15 protein-coding genes are annotated in these 22,117 nt (G+C 52.0%); 6 read left to right on the top strand and 9 right to left on the bottom strand.

All coding sequences use genetic code 11. The annotated features are described in order from the left end of the window. Positions 1-51: 51 nt before the first annotated feature. On the top strand, positions 52-1,104 hold the full coding sequence (locus tag JSS95_01190) for a dihydrodipicolinate synthase family protein (protein MBS1798418.1): 1,053 nt from the start codon (positions 52-54) through the stop codon (positions 1,102-1,104). 9 nt (positions 1,105-1,113) lie between these two features. Here JSS95_01190 and JSS95_01185 read toward each other — a convergent pair whose 3' ends face one another. The 8 genes from JSS95_01185 to JSS95_01150 all read right to left on the bottom strand — a co-directional run bounded on the left by JSS95_01185 (position 1,114) and on the right by JSS95_01150 (position 15,798). Next, a complete protein-coding gene (locus tag JSS95_01185; GenBank protein MBS1798417.1) occupies positions 1,114-2,349 on the bottom strand; it encodes an SGNH/GDSL hydrolase family protein in 1,236 nt (411 codons plus the stop codon). Between the two features lie 55 nt (positions 2,350-2,404). Continuing rightward, positions 2,405-3,154: an MBL fold metallo-hydrolase gene (locus JSS95_01180; protein ID MBS1798416.1), complete on the bottom strand. Its 750-nt coding sequence runs from the start codon at positions 3,152-3,154 to the stop codon at positions 2,405-2,407. A 73-nt stretch (positions 3,155-3,227) separates the two neighbouring features. Further along, positions 3,228-4,535: an MFS transporter gene (locus JSS95_01175; GenBank protein MBS1798415.1), complete on the bottom strand. Its 1,308-nt coding sequence runs from the start codon at positions 4,533-4,535 to the stop codon at positions 3,228-3,230. 116 nt (positions 4,536-4,651) lie between these two features. Further along, on the bottom strand, positions 4,652-6,469 hold the full coding sequence (locus tag JSS95_01170) for an exo-alpha-sialidase (protein MBS1798414.1): 1,818 nt from the start codon (positions 6,467-6,469) through the stop codon (positions 4,652-4,654). Positions 6,470-6,565: 96 nt separating this feature from the next. Further along, positions 6,566-9,901 (bottom strand): TonB-dependent receptor, encoded by a 3,336-nt coding sequence (locus JSS95_01165; GenBank protein ID MBS1798413.1) that lies wholly within the window; start codon positions 9,899-9,901, stop codon positions 6,566-6,568. Positions 9,902-10,277: 376 nt separating this feature from the next. Next, positions 10,278-10,967: a GntR family transcriptional regulator gene (locus JSS95_01160; protein MBS1798412.1), complete on the bottom strand. Its 690-nt coding sequence runs from the start codon at positions 10,965-10,967 to the stop codon at positions 10,278-10,280. 111 nt (positions 10,968-11,078) lie between these two features. Further along, positions 11,079-13,847, bottom strand: a complete 2,769-nt coding sequence (locus JSS95_01155) for a VCBS repeat-containing protein (protein MBS1798411.1) — start codon at positions 13,845-13,847, stop codon at positions 11,079-11,081. Positions 13,848-14,001: 154 nt separating this feature from the next. Next, positions 14,002-15,798 carry a family 10 glycosylhydrolase gene (locus JSS95_01150; protein MBS1798410.1) on the bottom strand — a complete coding sequence of 599 codons (1,797 nt, stop codon included), beginning with the start codon at positions 15,796-15,798 and terminating at the stop codon, positions 14,002-14,004. Positions 15,799-15,997: 199 nt separating this feature from the next. Here JSS95_01150 and JSS95_01145 point away from each other — a divergent pair, with 199 nt between their 5' ends. The 5 genes from JSS95_01145 to JSS95_01125 all read left to right on the top strand — a co-directional run bounded on the left by JSS95_01145 (position 15,998) and on the right by JSS95_01125 (position 21,013). Further along, entirely contained in the window at positions 15,998-16,648 is a 651-nt protein-coding gene (locus JSS95_01145) for a GntR family transcriptional regulator (protein MBS1798409.1), read from the top strand. Positions 16,649-16,723: 75 nt separating this feature from the next. Further along, positions 16,724-17,935, top strand: coding sequence for an exo-alpha-sialidase (locus JSS95_01140; protein ID MBS1798408.1), 1,212 nt, complete (start codon positions 16,724-16,726; stop codon positions 17,933-17,935). Beyond that, on the top strand, positions 17,935-18,966 hold the full coding sequence (locus tag JSS95_01135) for a C-terminal binding protein (protein MBS1798407.1): 1,032 nt from the start codon (positions 17,935-17,937) through the stop codon (positions 18,964-18,966). Before JSS95_01140 ends, JSS95_01135 begins: the two co-directional genes overlap by 1 nt. A gap of 52 nt (positions 18,967-19,018) precedes the next feature. After that, positions 19,019-19,795, top strand: a complete 777-nt coding sequence (locus JSS95_01130; protein MBS1798406.1) for a hypothetical protein — start codon at positions 19,019-19,021, stop codon at positions 19,793-19,795. Between the two features lie 87 nt (positions 19,796-19,882). After that, positions 19,883-21,013, top strand: a complete 1,131-nt coding sequence (locus JSS95_01125) for an exo-alpha-sialidase (protein MBS1798405.1) — start codon at positions 19,883-19,885, stop codon at positions 21,011-21,013. A gap of 177 nt (positions 21,014-21,190) precedes the next feature. Here the strand turns inward: JSS95_01125 and JSS95_01120 are convergent, their stop codons facing one another. After that, a complete protein-coding gene (locus JSS95_01120) occupies positions 21,191-22,102 on the bottom strand; it encodes a dihydrodipicolinate synthase family protein (protein MBS1798404.1) in 912 nt (303 codons plus the stop codon). Positions 22,103-22,117: the final 15 nt, after the last annotated feature.

Below are 22,117 nucleotides of genomic sequence, written 5' to 3'. Positions count from 1 at the left end.
TCTCCCTATCCGCAGGGCGAGAACCATATTAAATCCGATACCGGAGGCATTATGAATCGAAGAAAGTTTTTGTCGACAATGGGAACCGGCGTTCTGGGAAACGCCATCTATCCTGCTACAGCTAAAGCCGGTCCTGCTACGTCGACTCCGTCTACAGGTCTGGCCAATCAATTAAAACTTAGCAGCCAGATTCATGATCGAACCTCCGTGGCAGAGTTTCTCAATGGCCCTATTCAATCTTTTCGCACCTCTTTCAACGAGGACGGTACGATCGACTATGACGGTGTACGGAATTTTGTCGACCGCAGCATCAGCGGAGGGAGCAAGACTATTCTTCTTACGGCAGGTGACAGTCACCTTACCTGCATGACGAATGAAGAAATTGCCACCCTCACTCGTGCGGTGTGCGAACACACAGCAGGACGGGCCATGGTTGTCGCCGCCGATAGAAATTCCAGGACCGCTTCCAGTTTGCAGTTTGCGGAGTATGCGAAGAGCGTGGGTGCAAGTGTCCTTATGTGCCAACCGCCAACCTGGGCAACGGTTTCGGCTAAGAGCCTGGCCGACCATTATGTTGCGATCTCTCAGAACATCCTGGTCATGATTGTTACGAATGTCTTCAGCTCCAATCACACAATGGGTATTGAGGCTGTCAAAACTGCCGTTCGAGCATCACCGAAGGTCGTAGCTATCAAGGATGATGTGCTAGGTGATCTGGGTTCCGGAATATGCAAAGTTGTCAATGGCACCGGGGCCATCCTTTTTGCCGGCGGTCGGATGAAGAACCACCTGTGGTTGTGGCAGCAGGGCTGTGGGCAGACATTTATGGCTACTTTTCTTGCCTTCGCACCTGCCATAGAGAAACACTATTGGACGCGCCTGCAAAATGGCGATGCAATTGGTGCGCAGGCTTTGATCGAACAATATGAAAATCCCTTCTTTGACTATCTGCTTGCGCTGCCCTGCGGATGGAATGCGGGGATGCATGCCATCCTCTCGATTCACGGAATCACGAAGAAGTGGTTGCCTCGCCCGTATCTTTCTGCAAGCGACGAAACTGTAGCGCAGCTGAAAGACTATTTACGCCAGCATGGGATGCTGTAGCGCGCTCGCTCATCGGGTGCTCATAAATAACGAAAGATCGATCGCGTCTCCCATCGCTTTATAACCGGCATCGTTTGGATGGATATGATCGCTGCCGGCGTATTGGGGCAGGAACGCGTCCGGATGAGCGGGGTCGCGAGTTACCTTATCAAAATCAATCACCCCGTCAAACATGCCTCCGCTCCTAACCCATTGGTTGTATGTCTGCCGTATCTGCTCCCCGTCCTGAGTTGAACGAACAAAGCCCATATAGGGGGTTAAGGTGGCGCCAAAGACCTTGATTCCATGCTGGTGCGCCCGGGCGATAAGCTGCATCATGCCACGGATCAGATCGTTCGCAGTAATCTGATCCGCAGCATCCAACCGTCCAATATCGTTAATGCCTTCCAGGATGATCAGATATTTCACGCCACTTTGCGCAATGACATCTCGATCAAAACGCGCGATCGCATTCTGCGCGTAACCATCGTGAAGAACGCGATTGCTGCCGATCCCTTCATTGAGAACACCAATATGCGCGGTTCGTTTATCCCCCTGGAGGCGTGCAGCCAGAATATCTGGCCAGCGCCGATTCGTATCTGGTGTCGACACACTTCCGTCAGTAATCGAATCGCCTAGCGTAACAATCGCTGCAGCATGCTCAGATGTGCTAGTAAGTACATCGATTCCCTTTAGGAAGCACCAGGCAGAGATAGTGCTGGAGGCGCCTGCTGTTGGCGAAGACGTTGCATCACCCTTCATGACATATTGCGTCGAGTACGCCCATGTGTGGCATGTGGTAACTCTGATTGGCTGGCTGGGCAAATAAATACTAATAACCACGTCGGCGAGAGCAGCCACTGGCATGGCGATTGGATCACTTAGGACAAATGCCCCTGCCGGAATCTCTACGCTTGGTATACCGGAGAACGTAAGCTCACGATCTGACCCCGGCTGGATCGCGCCTTTGCCCGCACTGATGGCAATATGGGTAGATCCAACCTTTAAGTTTGCTACGCCAAACTCGTTTGTGAGCTGGACGCGCGCCACGGATCCACCAATGCTGATATGTACGATATTTCGATACGTCACATTATCAGGGCTCGGCTGACCTGCATTCACTGTAGTTCCAATTGGAGCGGCCGCCCAGGTTCCTACCCAGGCAGTTCCGGTTTCCTGTCCCGAGCAAGTCAAGTGGCAGGATGCAAGAAGTAGAAATACGTGAAGCTTGCTCACATGCGCTCCCGATAAAATACGCTGAACCATCGCCCTATTCTCCGATTCGAAGAAGTCAAGCACAAAGCGGCGGACTTCTACTGCATCAGAAAATGATCGCCCCTTGTCCAATTTGTTGCGGAAGAAAACCTTTCTTTATGGCATCGAGTGCCACATCGATGTGCCTTTGCCCACTCCTGAGAGTGAAGAGTCCATGTCCCGGCAACAGCATTTCGATTTCCTGGTTCGCTAGTTTTGGCAAGTCTGCAACATAGCCCTGCATTCCTGAATCTCCTGAATTGATAACCCCGAGGATGCCGCCATAGAAAATCACGTCGCTAGAAAAGCACGCAAGGTGCCCATCGAGCTTCGCGAGCAGGCAAAAAGTGTCTTCTGCATGCCCTCGTATGTGGAGAGCACGAAATTCCAGGCCAGCTATACGCAGCTGGTCTCCATCGCTAAATACTGTATCCGCCAAGCAGGGTTTCATCCGAAGATCTACTGGATAGGCACCTGCTTCGCGAGCATGTCGCAACCCGCTTCGCTCTTCATCCGCATCACGCAAAGTTGGCGCTGTCACTCTGTTCGTAACGACGCGGCATTGAAAGCACTCCTTAAGGCCCGCAGCTCCACCGGCATGATCTATATGGCTGTGGGTTACGATCACGGCCACAACCGGTTCTCCCGGAAAATCTTCGTGGAGGTTGTCTACGATTTGCGCTTCGTGAAGTCCTGAGCCGGAATCGATCAGAACGATCCCCTCTGGGCCGCGAACCGCATAGACATGGCAGTCATAGGGACCACTCAGAGCAAATTGACCGCTCCCGACAATAGCTAGATTGGAATTGATTCGCATAGGATTTAAGGGTATTCGTTATCGCTTGAGCCGAGAGTATATCGCTATGATCTGATTCGAAACATAGCTATTTTCATAGATTCCCGTTCTCAGGTTCTGCTTCGATCGAATACCGACGCATATCCATAGGAGACTCTGGTCTGCGTACTAAATCATTGTTAAAGAAAAAGATGTAGGCAGTTAGCGTAGACAGACCAGCCAGCAGTAGAAAACCGGCAGTACAAAGAAAGGCGAAACTCAGGCCATGATTCTGCTTAACGTATCCCGCGAACAATACAGCCACTCCTCCTCCGGCCATCTCAGCGGCAAGCAGCACTCCCAATGCTGTTGAGCGCAACTGCGGCTGCACAAGCTCGCAAATGATAGGGTGTTCGTTTCCCTGGCCAAAGGTACGAATGAATGAGGAGAGGAAGATACCTATGCTGACGACAGCATAACTCTGTCGTCCATAGAAAACGCTCAAAAATGGAATAGAACAGAAACAAAAGAGCGAGAGGGCGAGCAATCTCCGTTTCGGGCGGTCAGCACCAATTCGATCGGAGAAATACCCGCCCACAATAATTGCCATGACCGCTGCAGACTGCAGCATGAATGTTCCCGAGAAACCCGAGGCGCTCAGACTCAGATGGAACATGTCGTGGTAGTAGAGCGGAAGCCATGTCCAGAATATCCATGCACCACAGGACGCCAGCATCCCTGCAAATACGATAAGAAGGTAGCTGCGGCATCCCATCAGATAAGCCAGCTTTGACAATATGTGTTGAGAATCGCGCGAATCAGAAACGAATCGCGGCTCCACATCATTGACATATAACCAGGAGAAAGGCGCGATAGTCAGACCCGACAAGCCAAGGAGCAAAAAAGGCAATTGCCAATGGTATCTTTCTGCCAACCATCCACTCACCGCCGCGCCGACAATCAGACCAACACTCATCCCGGAAAGATTGAGCGCCAGAGCGGTACCCCGTGTACCCGTCTCGTGATGATCGGCAATCAAGGCGAGAGCTGCGGGTATATAGAAACACTCCGCTATGCCAAGCAAAATACGACACAGAACAAGTTGCGGAAAATTGTGACAGAGGCCGGCAAGCAGCGTGGCAATACTCCACCCGACAAGACTTAGCGTAATGAGCCGACTCCTCGAAAGCATGTCGCCCAAATATCCGCCAAAGAGGACACCGATTGCATAAGTCCATAGGAAACCGGTCTGGAGCAGGCCAAGCTGGATGTCACTCAGATGGAATTCGTGCTGCAATAGCGGAAGAATCGACGAGAGTGCGCTGCGGTCTCCATAATTCAGCGCGGATATGAGGAACAGAAGAGCAACCACTATCCACTTGGCCTGCGAGCCACCTCTATCAGAGATTTTTCGCTTCTTCAATGCATCTACTACAAACATCAAGGCCTCGCAGGTCGACCAACCGGCATCAGTGCGCAGAGTCTTGCAGAACTAACGCGCCAATCAATAAAAATGGAGCCCTAAAAACCCGGACTCAGTTATGAGTTGACTGTGCACTCCACGCTTTCGACAAGTAATCCACTGTACTCGACGATTTCCGCAGTAGCACAGAGGCGAAGGTAGCACACTCCTTTTGCGGCACGAAGCAACGGAAGGTCCGCTACACGATGACCATCAATGTCCAGCGAACAGATCGACCTGGTGCAATCCCACGCAAGGTTGAGAGTGTACCATTGTCCCCTGGTAAGCCGTGTACGGGTAGATGTAAAGAGAGTCTGAAAGATTCCCGGAGCGGAGGCGAATGCCAGTTGCCCGTCTGGAGCTAACCGCAAACTGAAACAATCCTCTGCTGGAAAAAAGTCCCACCCCGCCGATTGATTCGCCGAATGGCGAGGGAGACGCGGAAGACTAAAGAAATCTGCCAGAGACAAATACTGGTATAGACCCGTGAATTCCCTGGACGGTTCCATTTGGAGCCGGAGATGAAGTTTCCCGCTAGTGCCGAATGGAAAATTCCATGAGGCGGCAGCCGGTATATCCGCCTTAGGCTTACGCAAGGAGAGTACATCGGAACCAGGATGGTTGGGATGCTGTATTGCCGTGGCGCCTTCGCAGCCAAAGGTTACCCAGTCGGCAAGGCCATGTTTGAAATTGTCCCGAACATGAGTTTCAGTCAGCCAGTTTGGATGTACGCGAACCACGCCCTGCGGAAAGTACTCAGGCTCGGCAAGCGAAGAAACAATGATGTATCCATCCGAACTCTCGGTAAGGGTTGGATAGGATACCTGGTACTCCCCTTCTCGAATTCTCGCTACCTCGCGATATCCCTTCCATGTTTTGCCGTCGTCCACACTGATTGCCGCAACAAGAACCTGGCGATCATAGCTGCTCATGACACCTTCTTTGTGCTCTGCCCCCATGCAGTTGTTCCAAACCAGAACAAGCCTGCCGTCGCGCAAGCGCAGAAATGCGCCCGGCGAATTCGAGGAGATGAAACGCGATGGAACAGGATCGGTCCATGTATCGCCGCCGTCGGCCGAAAAGACCTCATATTGATAGCCTGTCTGTGTTCGCAACAGCATCCATACACGCCCATCTTTCAACTCGATACAGATTGGCTCGGCCGCTCCGGATTCAAGGAGATTTCCCCCAGAATCGACGATGCATTCTCCCTTTGAGGGGCGCCAGGTTTTACCGTTGTCATCGGATAAGGTCAGGTTAGTTATAAATTTTCCTGTCCGCCGCTCAGAGAAATAACTGACTGGGGCAAGGATGCGCCCGCTTCGGAGTTGGATCACAGAATTGATCGCACCCGTATATTCATGGCCAAAGTCACAATACTGAGGAGAGTTCCATGTTTTACCTCTGTCAACCGACGACACATGGTACAGGCGGCAGCGGCAACTCGCTACATTTGCAAATCCCCCCCCCCCGCAGCCTTCGTAATGCAAGCCAAACAGATGAATGGTCCCCTTCTGATCGATAAACCCCGGTCCATGGCTGTAAACCCCAAATGCGCTGGGCAACTCGAATAACATCTCCGGATCAGTCCAGGTCTTGCCACCATCTGAAGAGTAGCGAGCCATCGCTTTCCTGATGGCGTCATTCCGAGCGACCGCCTCTTGATTCTTGAGGTTCCCATCAACCCACCATCCCATCAAACGACCATCGGCCAGACTGAATACTGCTTGGAGACGCCCCTTTACTTCAAAGAGCTCCGGACCGCTTATCGAGTATCCATCAGGCGTACCTATCAAAGCAGCATATAAGGACTTACCACCAGCAACGTTCAGAACGACGCCAGTGGCCGTGGTCGTCAATCCGGTTTTCAGAAATCCACGACGACTGTAGCTCATTTGCATTTCCTTCACTCCACTTGTGTTTGCGATGCGGGACTAGCGCGGGCGTAGGTGTCATGCAGAATCACGCCCGCGAAGCCGGTCAAAGTACGATTAGAATGACCACTTTCCGCCGAATTGGACAAGCCGGGATGAAGTTGCAGTGGTGATCTTACCGAAGGTTGTTGCTGCGGAAAGGTTTCCACCCGGGTTCCCAAAGTTTGCGTGGTTGAAAAGGTCATAGAACTCAAATCGCAATTGAAACCTGCCCAGGCGATCCGAAATGGGGAAGTTCTTATTTACGGTCAGGTCGACATTTTCACGACCGGGCCCGATCAGAACATTTCGTCCGAAGTTACCGAAGGTGCCGCGTGTATTCGGCGTAAAGGCAGCAGTATAGAAATACTGCTGGAGCAGTTGCGGATGCGGCCTGCTGGTTGACAGATGCGGATTCCCAATCAGGTTGGGACGATCCTGCCCATAGTTCGTAAGGGAATTGTCTGCGCCGGACACTACGTTGAAGGGAGATCCTGAAGATAAGGTGACAATGCCGGCAAGTTCCCAGTTGTCTACTATTTTGCTGGCAACCGAATCTGCATTCGCTCCAAGCACTCGCGTAATCGAAGGAATGTCGTACACGACGCTACCCACGAAACGATGGCGCAGATCGAAGCTCGACAGGCCGCGGTTTGAACGCAAATCCTTCGGGTTCTGCGGAAGATCCGTGGCCAAGCCGTTCTGCAGGAAGACCGACGCCTCATCAATTGCTCTCGACCAGGTATACGAGGCCAGAAGATTTACACCATGCGAAAACTCCTTACGCGCCTCCGTCTGCAAGGATTCATAGCTGCTATGAGCAATAGATTGACCGATCGCCACCTGACCGTATTGGAACGGCTTGCCGACCGCTGGAGGATTCTGGATGTTGAGTATGCGCCGACTGTTTGTATTTGCAGTAGTAGACAGTGGATTGCCGTTGGAATCGTTTCCGGGAATGAACACAGCCCCATTTTCCTGAGTGTAGCTGATGAGGTTTCTTGTGAGATTTCCAACCCATGCCATCTGGAGCGACACCTTTCCTGGCAACTCTTGCTGCGCAGAAACATTGAACTGATGAACGATCGGATTGACCACGTCCGGTTGCATGCCCTGGATCGTAAGCGGCTCATAGGGTGAGAAGTCCATATTCTTCGCGGTTGGCACAGGAAATGCGCTGACCAGATTAGCCGGAATAGGATTAGTCATGCTCGGAGTTTGCGGAACGTAGAAGTTGACGAAGAATGGCGGGCTGTAGAGAACCAGAGTGCTACCGTCGCCATTCGGAGTGGCATGGAAGATGCCATAACCGGCGCGCAGACTTGTCTTTCCGGTGCCGAAGATATCCCAGGCAAGCCCAAATCGCGGATCAATATCATTGGTGTCAGCGTGAACGATTGAGTCTGGGATCCCAGTGTCGCCCGGATAAACGAGTCCCTTTGGTGCGTTTACGAATACCTGTGACTGCTGCCCCGGATTAAATGTCGAGTAAGGCGCGATGTGAGTTCCGTCAAGAAGAGTGGCTGTCTTCAGAGACTTGTAAGGACTCGATACCTGGTAGCGTACTCCGAGATTCAGGACGAGGTTGCGCGTTACCTTAAAATCATCCTGTACATAGGTGCCGATGTAGCTCTGCCGCAGATCGCCCCCTAAAGCGTTGGAGACGTACATTGGAACTTGGCCAAGCATGAAGTCCGCGAGCGCATTTCCAGTAACGACGCCGCCAGAGGAGATGAACGCACCTGCGCTGTTTCCACTGGACAGGGTGCTTACTTGAGATTTAGTTATCTCAAACCCAACCTTGATGTTGTGCTTGCCATGAATGAAGTTGAGATTATCGCTAAATTGAAAATCGTTAGAGTGCGTATAGGTGTCGTTGCCGCCAGAGTTGTTAATGATGCCCGCAACGGCCATATGAGGGATGTCACTATAATTCGACACCGGGAAATTGCTTCCCAGCTCGCGAAGTCCCGGGCCACGGCCAACGTTAGAGACAACCCATGCAACGCCGAGATAACCGAAGCGAAACTGGTTCAATAGATTTGGGGTAATGACAAACGTATCATTTGCAATCGCGCTCTTGATATCGAACTGTTCCCACTTGTAGCTCTGTCCAGTGTTATTTACGAACGGAGTAGCGAGGCGACCGAAGTCGAGCAGCGATGTGGCGTAGAGTGAATCCTGAAACCAAGAACCAGACAGCCTGTTGCGAGAGGTCAGGTTCGCGTCAGCTTTGATCAGATACTGGTGGGTGTTTGTCGGCTGGGAAAAGGCGCCGACAAATAAACCAGACGGCGTGTTACCAAGAGGTAATAGATTCACAAGTTTTACCGCGATTGGATCGAGTTGACTCTTGGGGATGATATTGCCCGGAAATGGTGTCCCCGTAAGAGGATTCTTGATTGGTGTCGTAATCGCTGAGAAGTCGCCTGTGCGCTGAGCTGCCGTCGGAGGAAAAACGCTGCTAGTCGCCACACCTTGACGAATCCTCAACCATTCCCCCGACCCGAAGAAGAAGAGTTTTTCCTTCTTGAACGGGCCTCCCACAGTGAATCCAAATTGGTTCTGGTTGAGAGGGGCAACCGAGTTAAGGAAGTAATTACGAGCCGCGAACGCACTGTTGCGGTTGAACTCCCACAAGTCGCCATGCAGCGTGTTGGTTCCCGATTTTGTGACGACGTTCATCAAGCCGCCAGGATTTTTTCCAAACTCTGCGCTGTAGTTATTCGTGATGAAGCGAAATTGTTCAAGCGAATCTGGATTCGGATATACCAGCCCCGAGTTCATCTTTGGACCACGATACTCGCCTCCGTCCAGGTAATACTCCGTCATGTACTGACGGTTTCCATTCACGCTCATGTAGTTGGAATTGCGCTCGTCGGCGCCCACGATCACTGTGACAACCTGTGCGCCGCTGACTCCGTTCACCAGCGTTGCCAATTGGATCGGATTTCTGCCATTGAGCGGCAGTTCCCTGGCTTGTTCTGAGTTAATAAGCTGTCCCACCTCGCTCGTTTGCGTATTGATAATGGGAAGTCCGCCGGTTACTGAGACAGTCTGCGAAACATTGCCGATCTTAAGGGTGGTATTGATACCCGCTACCTGGTTTGTCGTCAGAGTGATGCCAGCTTGCTCCTGGGTTTCGAAGCCTGTCGCCGCAATCCTCAGGCGATAGTGACCAATTGGGAGCAAGGTGATGGTGTAACTACCGTCGTTCGATGAGGTGGTCTCTACAGCAAAGCCCGTATCAACATTGGTCGCCGTTACATGGGCATTGGGCACAGCGGCATTGGAAGGGTCAGTGATCGTGCCGCGAATGCTTGCGGTAATTTGCGCGAAAGAGGCACTCGACAGCAGCAGGATGAATGCTGCACTGAATACAGCGATAAATCGGGGACAGCGGTTTGCGAGCATAAGCCTTCCTCCAGCGAATCAGCTATTGGTGGTGTCAGTGCTGATACCCTAATTAAATCTGTCGACAGATAGCAAGTTCTTTTTAATGAAATTTTCGCGCCGTGTGGGCGCGCCTCCGACTGTGCGGCAGCTCTAATACCGTCAGCGCTGACTTGAAGTTTTTTGAGATACACGCCGACCGAGGCGAGTCGACGGCCGTGCAGAGAGGTTAGAGCCAAAGAGGTCTATCGGCTATCAGCGAACAATACCAATAACTTGCTCCACAAGAGCTCGAACCGTGTTTGGCGGATGATCGGATGCCGATATTATCGCGGTCAGCTGTGAGTGATGGAGAACATCGTCAGACTCGAACCCCTAGCCAATAAGACTGGAGTTGCTAAGATCCGGCACTCGAAAGCTGTTTGAGCCTCTGGCTATCAAGTTGGCCCCAGCGCAAGGTAATGTGATCGATCATGACCTGTCTCGCCAAACCTTTCCGCATCCCCCCCTGAATGAAGGTAAGAAGCGGACGATGGGAATCGAGGATCGTCCTCTGGCCAGCTAAAGATCTATTGATCAATGCGTAAGCAAAGAGAGGGGCGGTCAAACTGGTGAGTATCCTCTCAAGATATTGATTGTCGCTCTGGCTCCAGATCGTTTGATGGAAAGCAATATCCAGGCGCACTGCTTCTAAGCTGGAGATACTATCGCCCGCCTTTTCCATCTTCTCCAACTGCGCTACCAGTCTCCGCTCATTAGCGGGCGTGAGGTTTTCGCGGCAAAGCAGCAGGGCTTCAGATTCGAGCGCTACTCTAAGTTGTTGAATCTTGAAAATATCGCTATCTGAGAGGCTGACTACGAACATCCCCCTTCGAGGGTGATGGACGACCAATCCCTGCTCCTGCAGTTGATTGAGAGCCTCGCGAATGGGAGCACGGCTAACCTGTAACTGGCGGCTAAGCTCGCTCTCGTTCAATCGAACGCCAGCAATAAGCTTACCCGACACAATTGCTTCAACCAGGCGCTCTGCGATGTTTTGCGAAAGCGTCGAGGATTTGATGCTTATGATCTCTTTATTTACTCGCACCGAATCGCAAATCCTGCTACAGCTTAGCTAGGTTGATTATAGCACAGCTGAGCGCTGTACTATCGACAGATAAACAATTGCAAAATCGGGTATATGGGCAGCCGATAGGCATCATCGCGGTTTGCCCATATTGTTATCCAGATCAATGTTTACGCTCGTGACAACGGATGACCAAGTGGCCACCGTGTGAAACATGATTCGGTACTGCCAGAATCGATGGAGACCTTCCCTCTCGATTTGCTGCGACTTGGAGCAATGCGAACAAACAGTATCCCAAGGGGACGTCGATAACGAGGCTTCTGTATCGACTCCTCGGATGTCAACGTCTATAAAAGACCCGAAGCGGTCACGGCCCTCCCAACTCAACTTCTGCGGACGGCAGGCACTCTTGCATTGATGAACAACCGACACGTAGCTTTCTTCATGTCGACGCGTATATAGATTCCCGTCATCAACGCCCGCCATCATATGCGGTCCGATTGTTGGAAGCCATGTTATAGGCCTATGGAGAAAGCCGTTTGAACTGTTCCAGAAGATAGGAGACCGGGTGTGATGGTCTCCACCGACTACATGATTGGACACGGCGAGGTCGATCCATCCATCACCATCTAAATCAGCCGCGAGCACTCCCGCTGCTGAGCCGACGTGCAAGGGCGTCGAGTGTGCGGCAGTATAAGAACCTTCCGAATTTCCCCAATAAATACTCGAATTGAGATCGCGCGTGAATTCGCTCTGATAATTCGAAATGAATATATCGAGCGCTCCGTCTCGGTTGAAATCTTCAATCACCGCGTGATGGGCACCCAGTGAAGGCAATTCCGAACGGTTTGTTGCCCGATATCCCTGCTGGGATCCCCAGTAAATATAGCTATTCACGCCATGGTAGCGGGCGGTTCCCGGATCATATAGATTGCAAAGGACAATATCGAGGTAGCCATCATTGTTCAAGTCTGCCACCTGCTCGCTTACAGTTCCCATCCCGGGCAACACCGTGTGATTGTCCTGGCTGTAGCCTGCGGGGGAGCCCCAGAATATCCAGAGCCCATCATCGACCAATGGGATCAGAAGATCCTGATACCCATCCTTGTTGAGATCCGCAATTGCCGGGAAACGGGGCTTGGACACATGAAGGGTGTGCTCTACCGGATGAGAAAAATGATCGGCACCACCATAGAACAAGGCGACTGTTCCATCATCCATGTTGGTGAAAACAAGGTCCAGGTAGCCGTCACGATTCAGTTCTCCGATGGCGCAACCAATGGAGCCTCGCGTCGGTACAGTTGTACTTCTATCTTTTGAAAGCCCCTGTGCATTGCCCCAGAATATGGTGGACGGCTCCGGGCCATTGAGATCCCCTTCATGCGAGCCCTCTAGAACGAGGTCGGTAAATCCATCGTCGTTGAGATCGGCAGCGCAGGATTCGTAGCCGCCTACAGTCGGCAAGCGAAGCACCTTATCCGTCGAAAACTTTCCTCCCGGTCCACCCAGATAAGCGTATGCCTCCAGACGCCCAATTGGGCCTCCTGTCATTCCATTTGCAAAGTAGACTGACGTTCCTTCAACGCTCACGGATGCGGCACCATGCGTCGGAAGCTTGGTTCTCCAGTCTACTGAATATCCATTCGAGCTACCCCAATAGACATAGGAGTCGATATCGTAGGATTCATATGTTCGCGAATTGGCGAAAATCAGATCCGGATGGCCGTCCTTGTCCAGATCGGCAACTGCAACATCCACAGCACCCATCGTCGGAAGTTTTGTGATGTCACTCTCATCGAAAAGACTGCCATTCGGTCGATTCTTTCCCCAATAGATTCGAGATTCAGTTCTCCAGTTACTTCCATTCTTTGATCGGGCTACCACCAAATCGGGGATTTGGTCACCATTGAGATCCTGAACAGCCACCCGTGATGAACCAGTGAATTTCATCTGCTGTTCCAGATGTATGCTTTTGCCCTTCACTGCGTAGACCAGCGGGCCATCATCAGTCCCAAGTACCAGGTGCCCTTGTATAAATGAGGCCCCAACCGCCTTTGGAGCATCATCAAGAACACGCGGCTGATCTTGGAATGCGCCTGATCTTCCCCAGAAAATCTCGGCGCCTTTCGTCATCCCCGTGATGAGCAGGTCATCTTTACCATCTCCATCGATATCAGCACTCAAACAGGACGTTGCGCCAGGAGTGTTGATGGACGATGCATTCAGAGGCCTGAACACATCGTCTGTGCCCCAATAGATAATCGACTTGTTACTCCCTGTGGGCCAACTCGCTATAAATATCAGGTCCTTCTTCCCATCACCATTCAGGTCTCCGATGCAGAGATCCTGGGCATACGGCGTCAGGAGTTCCTGGTGACGGTTTGCCGTCCAGCCTTTATCGCTTCCCCAGTAGACCCATGAGTTCATCACCCGAGTCGTGTCATCGAACCCTCGCGCAATCACCAGTTCCGGATGGCCATCGCCGTTGAGATCACTTGCCCGGACACGCACACTTCCCGGCCCTGGATAAGTCTTTAACGTTGGCTTATCGCGGTCGTGAAAATCATATTCATATGCGGGGACTACGTAAGCGATGTCATGCGTGTTATTGAACAACACATCGATGTAGCCATCGCTATTGACGTCAAGACTGTGAATTGTTTCGAGATTGCCCTGTCTCGATACGTATAAATTTGCACCGCTCGAATCAAACGTTCCTGAACGAAATCCATCAAATCCATGAGTCTGCCACTTCGGCTCAGCTGACTGACAGTAAACTTTGCCAACAAAAATTAGAGCGACCATTGCAAACATTGCCAGGGAGGGGATCCATAACGGAATGCCACTGCGCACCCAGCGATTTCGATTGTCGCTACTCATACGGTGAAGTTGTGTCGGCATTTCTGGTATCTCATTTCCTGGCTTAACCGCGAACATGATCTGGCCAGACAGACCCTCTCCCCTTCCCGTCCGAACGAAGTCGGGGTCGAATGGGGCTGGGAAGATTGCTTCGTTGAGGCTTTGGCCTTGCCCTGGCAGCTTCAACAATCGCAGGCTATCCTGGAGTCACATAATGGAGATCCCAGTCGCCAAGCTTATACAGTTTTTGACCGGGCTGCTCTATGGTCGCAGACCCTTTTTGTACCCATTCTGCCAACTCATCACGATGGCCCAACCGACGCAATACTGACCAGGACGGACCGAAATCGTCACGCGCATTTGTATCCCAGAAGAACAGGTTCTCAAGCCCCATCTCATAGAGCATGTGAGCCCGCTTCCGGTACTCTTCTGGCGCAATCCGGCGCGGCATCAGGTTCAGCGCCAGTTTGACATGTGTCCCCTTTACGACTTCAAGAAAGAATTTGACTGCCTCTGGATTAGTCCACGAGGTCGACGAGCTTGTAAGTCCTGCGACTGAGGTGTAAGGAACGATCGTATCTACGACGCCTTCCTGCACCCAGGCTCGAAGGTCGATGCCGTTATAAAGGTTCTCCTCTTCCGAACCCAACACGATTGCAGTGATCTCAACCGGTCTTGAAGAGTGCTGCTCCGTAGCATGCCTGGCCACTGCACGGACCTCGTGCATGAATTCCGTCAGCACCTCGGCTCGATGTTTTAGCCAACGTCGGTCGCGATCATCGATACTCAAGGGCGACACACCGTACTTTGCCTTGAAAGATTCAACCACTGGCGGTTCATACTCAAGCAATGGAGGTCGGCGGTTATAGGCAAGACAGAGACCGTCTATCGGGTAGCCAGTCATCTCGGTAAGGAACTGAATAACCTCCTTGCGAACCTCCGGGTAAGCATAGGAGAGACGTGGAGTGCGGTTGCCATCGCGGTCTGTCCCCCGCAACTCAGGATGGTGGTCGTAGAAACCGCCCTTGTTCCATACATTCTCAGGCACGGGAAAGTGGAAGCCGGCTACGCGATAAGTAGCGTGAAACTCAAGCCCCATGGAATGAGCGTGCTCAAGAGCGGTGCGGAATGGATCGATGTTCTTCTTGTGCCAGATGCGCCAGGTTTCCGCAGCTAGTCGATCTCCCACCCTGAATTCATCATTCGTCGTGTCATCACTTGGCATAAGCCCAAAACGGGTTGGATAGTACATGCGATCACCGGCACCGGCCTCCCAATAGATGCGGGAAAAATCCGTGTCTCGATACGCTTCTAACTCACGCCGAATATCCGCTTCCTCTGTCGGCCGGAATTCATAGGTATAGCTCCACGCATCATTGTGCGCAAATAGCCTGCGGTTCCGGCTGGTTGAGCGGTCAGTCTGCAATTCACGCACCTCGGCACCGCTTAGAGGCAACAGCTCGACATAGGCCAGCCACACTCCGGCGGAAGTGTTACCTTCCGAATCGGGATTTTCGGGGACACGTTGCAATGTCAGCTGCCGAATAACAATTTCGTTATGGTCTAGTCTGGCAGCCTTCCAAAAATAGTTATCAATGCGGTCAGAACGGCCTTCTGAATGCGAAATGAGCGAAAACGTCGAATCAGAGTCCAGCCTCACTTGCAGCCGCGTATCAAAGTCCGGCCCGTCACCATACGAGCGAATGCCGAAGGAAATTGCATACCATCCGCTATAGGGAATCGGAAGACGAATCTCGGGGGCTGCCGTGTTGTGCCCAGCCATCACCATCGTTCCCTCAAAGCGTTCCGTCCGATAAGGAAGCAGCGCCCAATGATGCCGACTCGATTCGTTCGCCAGCGCACTGGCGGGCCGGCATGCCCCCATGTCTTTGATGTACACAGGCGCCTTATCTTCCGCCCTCAGTAATGCCGGAAGGACGGCCGCGTAGATACCCATTTCCAGAAATACTCGCCTCGATACGGATGGTGACATGCGATTACCCTTTTTGGAATTATTCATCTGTCGACAGATTTAGGCCATAGTACATCGTCTGTGAATCGAGTCAACAGAAAATTCGGGGGCGTTGATCCGTAGAGGCATGTGCCCGCTGTCAGCGAACAGCTCAACACACCTCAGTGGGCTTGTCAGACGGATTCGTCCGCACTATACTCTGGGCTCTGGTCTAGGATAGATGCGCTCACACAAGGAACTTCTCGTCGCCAAGAGTTCAATCCTCTCGCAGGATATTGCGGAGCAGCTCGTTGATGCAATTCTTTTGGGTAGGCTAAAAGCAGGCAGTCGATTAAATGAGAGCCAGCTCAGCCGCGATCTTAAGGTTAGCCGAGCCCCGATTCGCGAAGCATTGAAGGGACTTCAGGAACAGGGACTCGTGGTCCATCAGTCTCGGCGCGGAATGTATGTGGTCCGCCTTACTGAGAGCGAGATCAATAAAATCAACAGTCTTCGTGTTGTTCTGGAGTCCGAGGCAATGGTGCTTTGCCGCTCAAACCTCAATTTGGAGAATGAGCATAAGCTTAGAACACAAGTCGAAAAGATGGAGCGAGCTTCGAAGGCCACTCCCTTAGACGCCGTCCGCATGGACATGGCATTTCACCAGATGATTTGGAAGCAGTCGGGAAATGAGTACCTGGAGCGAACATTGCGGAGTTTAACAGCTCCGCAGTTTGCGCACGCTCTGATCACAACATCTCTGGCCTCTCAGTCCGTTGTACTTAAGACTCATCGACCGTTGTTGCAGTTCGTCCTGGGGAGCGAGCGCAGAGAACAAGCACGGCGGTTGCTCATGGAACATCTCACCATGAGCTGGGGACGGATGCAATAACGCATCTCTTACAATAAATCTGTCGACAGATATAAAGAACACGCATTAGGATGTTCCTACTAAGGAGATTCCGACATGCGTCTGCAGGTTTCATCGGTTGTCATCGCTTCCTTGGCTTTGATGGCGAGCATCGTCCCAGTTCTTGCTGCTCTTCCCTCGGAACAAAGCCCACAGTTGCCTGAAATGCATCGGCTGAAATGGCTGATCCCGGGACCGGGCAATCCTCGAAACTCCGAGGGCGCCTTTCTAAAGTTAAAGGACGGGCGGCTTTTCTTTGCATATTCGAAATTCCTTGGCTCCGACGGCGGCGACTACGGCCACGCTATTATCGCCGCCAGATATTCGAGTGATGGGGGACACAGCTGGACATCTGATGACAAGCTCATCGTGCAAGGCGAGGGCAATATGAACGTGATGAGCGTGAGCCTACTGCGATTGAAGGATGGCAGGATTGCGCTTTTTTATGGACGCAAGAATTCGACGTCGGATTGTCACTTTTATTTGCGCTACTCCACTGATGAAACAAAGACATGGAGCGAGCCAATCCTTACGATTGCCGAACCTGGGTACTACGTGATGAATAACGATCGGGCCATTCAGCTTAAGAATGGAAGAATTCTGCTTCCGATCGCACTGCACCTAGATGAAGGCGATGACCATCTGGGGCCTGGCGCCGCCATGACATATATCTCCGACGATGCGGGCAAGACGTGGCGACGTAGTTCATCTCAACTTCGACTTCCAGAGGCCGGTCGTGCAGGTCTACAGGAACCTGGCATCGTGGAACTTAAGAATGGAACACTTCTTATGTTCATTCGCACACAGTTGGGTAGTCAGTATCTCTCCTACTCTAAAGATCACGGAGATACATGGACGCCCCCGCAGCCTTCTGCTATCACTTCACCCCTTAGCAACGCTGAGATAAAGCGCATACCATCCACCCGAGATTTGCTTCTGGTGTGGAACGACCATAGCCGCATCGACCCATCATTTCGAGCGTCGCCTCAGTCCGGCGGAAAAAGAACACCTGTCTCTGTAGCTATTTCTCGCGATGAAGGCAAGAGCTGGATTCATGTTCATCATCTCCTTGCCGACCCGAATGGATGGTATTCCTACTTTGCCGTCTATTTCGTAGACAATCAGGTTCTGCTCGCTTTTTGCGCTACCGGAAAAGATCAGCCAAAACTTTCCGAAACGGATATCGTCTCGTTCCCTGTATCTGCTTTGTACTCCGGCGGCATCGCGTTGAAAGACACTTCGGATACAGAATCGAAAGGTACACATTGATGCTTGCCATCAATGTGGATAGCTTCTATAAGTCAGCACATGGCTACGCCATTGAGCAACGCATTCTTGCTAATCTTGGCTGCGACCTCGAATTGCATACCTTTAGCAGTGAGAGCGCCATCTGCAGTGGCGCGCAATTGGCGGAAATTCTGATTGTGGAACATCCCTCCACACCCATCACCAGGCAGATAATGACTTCACTTCCCAAGTGCAAGCTCGTCGTCAAAGTTGCAGTGGGTATAGACAATATCGATATACCCGCTGCGACTGATAGCGGTATTGTTGTTGCGCATATTCCTGATTTCTGTACGGAGGAAGTGTCCGATCATGCAGTCGCTCTGCTTCTTGCCTGCGCGCGGCGCATTCCCGTATTTGATCGCCATGTTCGATCAGGTGGATGGAACGAGATCAGGCTGGATGCTCCCATACATCGCCTGCAATCACAGACGGTAGGACTCGTGGGCTTTGGGCGAATCGCTCGGCGCGTTGCAGAAAAGCTGAAAGGTTGGGGGATGCGTCTGATTGCTTGCGACCCAGGCGTTGAAGACGTGGTATTTCGGGCGCATGCGGTTGAATCTGTCTCTCTGGAGTCCTTGCTGCAACAGGCAGACTATGTTTCTCTGCACGTCGCCTTAAGTGAGGCGACGCATCATCTCATTGGCGAGAGGGAGTTTGCCTTGATGCAGAACCATTCATTCCTCATCAATACGAGCCGTGGACCAATTATTGACGAAGACTGCATGATTGAAGCCCTGCGATCCGGGCAGATTGCGGGCGCAGCAATTGATGTCGCAGCCGAAGAGCCCCCCGACAAGACAAGCCCACTACGGACCCTGCCAAACGTCCTGATGAGTCCACATTTTGGAGCCCAATCGGCCGAAGCGTTAGTACATTTGCGCCGCACGTTTTTGGAATCCGTTGCTGCGTTTATAGATGGATTTGCGCCGCCCTATGTTGTGAACCAAAGTGCTGTCAACCGCCAGGGCCTTCGCCCGCACATTGAATGGCCTATAAAAAAATTCACCGTGTAGATCCGGGGAACTGGTTATTTACGATCTCGCAACCCAGGAGTTTCGAACATCGATGAGAGATGCGGCACACAAGATGTCCTGGCTTCTGATTGCAGTATCGTACATAACGCTTACGCCGCTGGCATTGAGTGCAACCTCGCCTGCCGACGGCAATCCACATAACGGCCCTTTGATTATTGCTTTGGGGGACAGCATCACCTATGGCGTCCGCAAGGATGGGAGTGTACTCCCTGAGCAAACATTCGCAAACCGGCTGGATCGTCTGCTTCAGCCCGACTTTTTCGGCCTGCGAATGGTGAATGCAGGAATACCGCTGAATAACACCAGAGACGTTCTGCAACGACTAGATCGGGATGTTCTGCAACAAAAGCCCGACCTGGTGATTCTGATGATTGGGACGAACGACGCAGCATACGTAGACGGCGCTCCGCAAGGGAAAGGGGCCATTGCTCGCTCACAGCCGCGCGTACCTCCCGAAGAATTCCGCAAGAATTTGATCGATATCCTGAACCGGGTAAAAACAACTGGGGCAGTTACGATCCTTGTGACTCCAATCCCAATGTCGAGGAGCTATCCTTACTCAAATGTCGGTTACTATCGCGACCACGACATAAACGAAGCTGTTCGCGAATATGCCGACATTGTTATCTCAGTTGCGTCTTCGACTCACACCGAGATTGTGGATGTTTTTCACGAGTGGATTTCTGAGAAAAACTATGCTCGATACCTGGTGGACGGCGTCCATCCAAACCCTGAAGGACACGCCAAAATTGCGAGCGCGCTGATAGATCGCTGCAGAAACGTGTTGGATCGGCGCAGAGTGCATTGACGATGCATTCGAAGGAATACAAACAAGGGTTTAGTCGACATTTTATTGTCGACAGAATTACAATTACTACTTCGGAATGGAGCCTCTATGCCCAGCTTCTACGCACGCATGCAATTGGTTTGTACTTTTGGATTCCTGATGACGGTCGCAACCGCAGTTGCTTCAGGATCAGACGATCATCCATTCTTCGAAACTGTCGTGCCCGCTCCTTCAAGCGAGGATGCCTGGATCAATGCCTATCCGGTGCTGGATCAACTGCCATCGGGGCGTCTCATCTGCATCTATGCAACTCAGAATCACGGCAAGTCCGCGAAGATGAAGATCGTAACCGTTACGTCGGACGATGATGGGAAAAGCTGGTCCACTCCGGTAGTGGTTTTTGACCACGCCGGCCTGCCCGATGGCGATCCAAACCTCATCGTCGATGGCGACCGAATTCTGGCATTTGTCACGACGCTTGTCTATCCAGGAAAGATCGATCAGACAAACGTCTACATGCGCGAGAGCAAAGATGGAGTTCACTGGGGCGACGAATCGCAGATCAGGTTGCCGCATCGGTACGTGTGCGGCAAAATCCATCACGGATATAAGCTCTCTGACGGAACGTTGATCATGGGGTATTCCTGGGATACATGGGCAGAGCAGAACATGCCACCACGCACAGAGGGCGAAATGATCCTGAAATCAGGAGTCTTGCGTTCAAAAGACGCAGGAAAGACGTGGACACCCGGCGCCGATATGTCGATAGAACTCGCTAAAACGTCGCCAAACGCTACGTGGGGAGTTGCTGAGCCGGCAACCGTGGTGCTGGCCGATGGAAGAGTGATGACGCTTATGCGAGCAGGTGGTACCAGGTTATATCAAGCATGGAGTTCCGATGGCGGCTCGACATGGAGCAAACCAGTTGAGAGTGCCTTGACCGCCCACAATGATCCCGCTGCACTCGACAAGCTAAACAAGTCGGGAGAGATCGTCGTAGCATGGGACGAGTCCTCGACAAACCGGTACCCATTAGCGGCGGCGCTTTCGAGCGATGGCGGTGTTCATTGGTCGCCCTCCAAGATTATTGCCAGTTCCCACGGATACCAGGCATCGTATCCTTCGGTAAAACAAACAAAGGCAGGGATAGTCCTCGTAGCCTGGCAGCAGGCACTGGAAAGCGGAGGCCGCGAGGTTCATATCGCCCGCTTTAATAGGGCATGGCTGGTTTCCAGATAGCAGACCGTAAGCTGGGCTGCACGTATCACTTCTCAGGAGCAATACGTGAGAACTACTTGCGGCCCGGCAATGTGGTGTTCTTCTGTCGCAAACACCCAAATTCACAAGGCTCAAGAACTTCTACCGGCAAAGCGACGGCAGCCAACATTTATGAGGTTCATTTGGCACTGCATTGTCTTATCGCGCAGCCAGATTGAGGTACGGTTTCGCATATCGATCAACAATCGCGTCTACCTTCTGAGCCGCTTCCGAGGTCAGTTTGGAGATATACGGTGCTCCTGTAGCACGTTCCGCAATTCCAAGATGATGAAGTGCCTCATCGAAAGCTCCCCAGATATTGCCGTACCGAAATAGTTGCCAGGCCTCAATTAGATCGCGCTGTAATTCACGCGCCTTGGCGATCTCTCCGTTCCGATAGGCGCGGTAGAGTGCGACAGCAAGATGGGGAACAAGATTATGCGATCCTCCTACGCATCCATCACACCCCATCTGCAATCCGACTACAATCAGGAACTCGCTTCCGGTCAGGATTGAAAAGTCTTCCGATGCATTCAACTCAATGAGACTCTGCAGATTAACGCAGTCCTGATTGCTCTCTTTGATGCCAACAATGTGCGGTACATCCTCGCGAAGGCGCGCCACGGTCTCCGGATGAATACTGTTTTTCGTCAGGACAGGGTTATCGTAGAGCAGAATCGGCAGATCAACGGCAGCGGCAATCTCTGCAAAATACGCATACAACTGTTCCTGGTTAGCTGAAAAATAGAAAGGCGACAACAAGCTCAGATGTGTTACGCCCAGCTTTGCAATCTCGCGTGCTTTGTAGACTGCACGGCTTGTACTCGTCTCTCCAATACCGCCCAGAACCGGTACAGCACCGACAACCTCAGAAACTACGGTTGAAATAGCACGTAGTTGTTGAGAATCAGTTAGGAATGCAAACCCTCCCATGGTGCCGTTTGCCAGGATGGCATCGACCCCGGCATCAATAAGGTATCGGACCAATTTCCGAAGTGCTTTTTCATCAACTGTATCTCCGTTGGCAAGAGGAGTGCCAATAGGAGGTACAACACCGGATATTTTCGACATTCTGAGCATCCCCTG

Source organism: Acidobacteriota bacterium, from assembly GCA_018268895.1.
GTDB lineage: Bacteria > Acidobacteriota > Terriglobia > Terriglobales > Acidobacteriaceae > Edaphobacter.
This window is presented reverse-complemented; position numbering and strand designations above follow the sequence as displayed.

What these genes read in the sequence shown, in the direction of transcription:
- JSS95_01190 (MBS1798418.1), top strand. Translation starts at nt 52, where the DNA reads ATGAATCGAAGAAAGTTTTTGTCGACAATGGGAACCGGCGTTCTGGGA.
- JSS95_01185 (MBS1798417.1), bottom strand. Translation starts at nt 2,349, where the DNA reads ATGGTTCAGCGTATTTTATCGGGAGCGCATGTGAGCAAGCTTCACGTA.
- JSS95_01180 (MBS1798416.1), bottom strand. Translation starts at nt 3,154, where the DNA reads ATGCGAATCAATTCCAATCTAGCTATTGTCGGGAGCGGTCAATTTGCT.
- JSS95_01170 (MBS1798414.1), bottom strand. Translation starts at nt 6,469, where the DNA reads ATGAGCTACAGTCGTCGTGGATTTCTGAAAACCGGATTGACGACCACG.
- JSS95_01165 (MBS1798413.1), bottom strand. Translation starts at nt 9,901, where the DNA reads ATGCTCGCAAACCGCTGTCCCCGATTTATCGCTGTATTCAGTGCAGCA.
- JSS95_01155 (MBS1798411.1), bottom strand. Translation starts at nt 13,847, where the DNA reads ATGCCGACACAACTTCACCGTATGAGTAGCGACAATCGAAATCGCTGG.
- JSS95_01150 (MBS1798410.1), bottom strand. Translation starts at nt 15,798, where the DNA reads ATGTCACCATCCGTATCGAGGCGAGTATTTCTGGAAATGGGTATCTAC.
- JSS95_01145 (MBS1798409.1), top strand. Translation starts at nt 15,998, where the DNA reads ATGCGCTCACACAAGGAACTTCTCGTCGCCAAGAGTTCAATCCTCTCG.
- JSS95_01140 (MBS1798408.1), top strand. Translation starts at nt 16,724, where the DNA reads ATGCGTCTGCAGGTTTCATCGGTTGTCATCGCTTCCTTGGCTTTGATG.
- JSS95_01135 (MBS1798407.1), top strand. Translation starts at nt 17,935, where the DNA reads ATGCTTGCCATCAATGTGGATAGCTTCTATAAGTCAGCACATGGCTAC.
- JSS95_01130 (MBS1798406.1), top strand. Translation starts at nt 19,019, where the DNA reads ATGAGAGATGCGGCACACAAGATGTCCTGGCTTCTGATTGCAGTATCG.
- JSS95_01125 (MBS1798405.1), top strand. Translation starts at nt 19,883, where the DNA reads ATGCCCAGCTTCTACGCACGCATGCAATTGGTTTGTACTTTTGGATTC.
- JSS95_01120 (MBS1798404.1), bottom strand. Translation starts at nt 22,102, where the DNA reads ATGTCGAAAATATCCGGTGTTGTACCTCCTATTGGCACTCCTCTTGCC.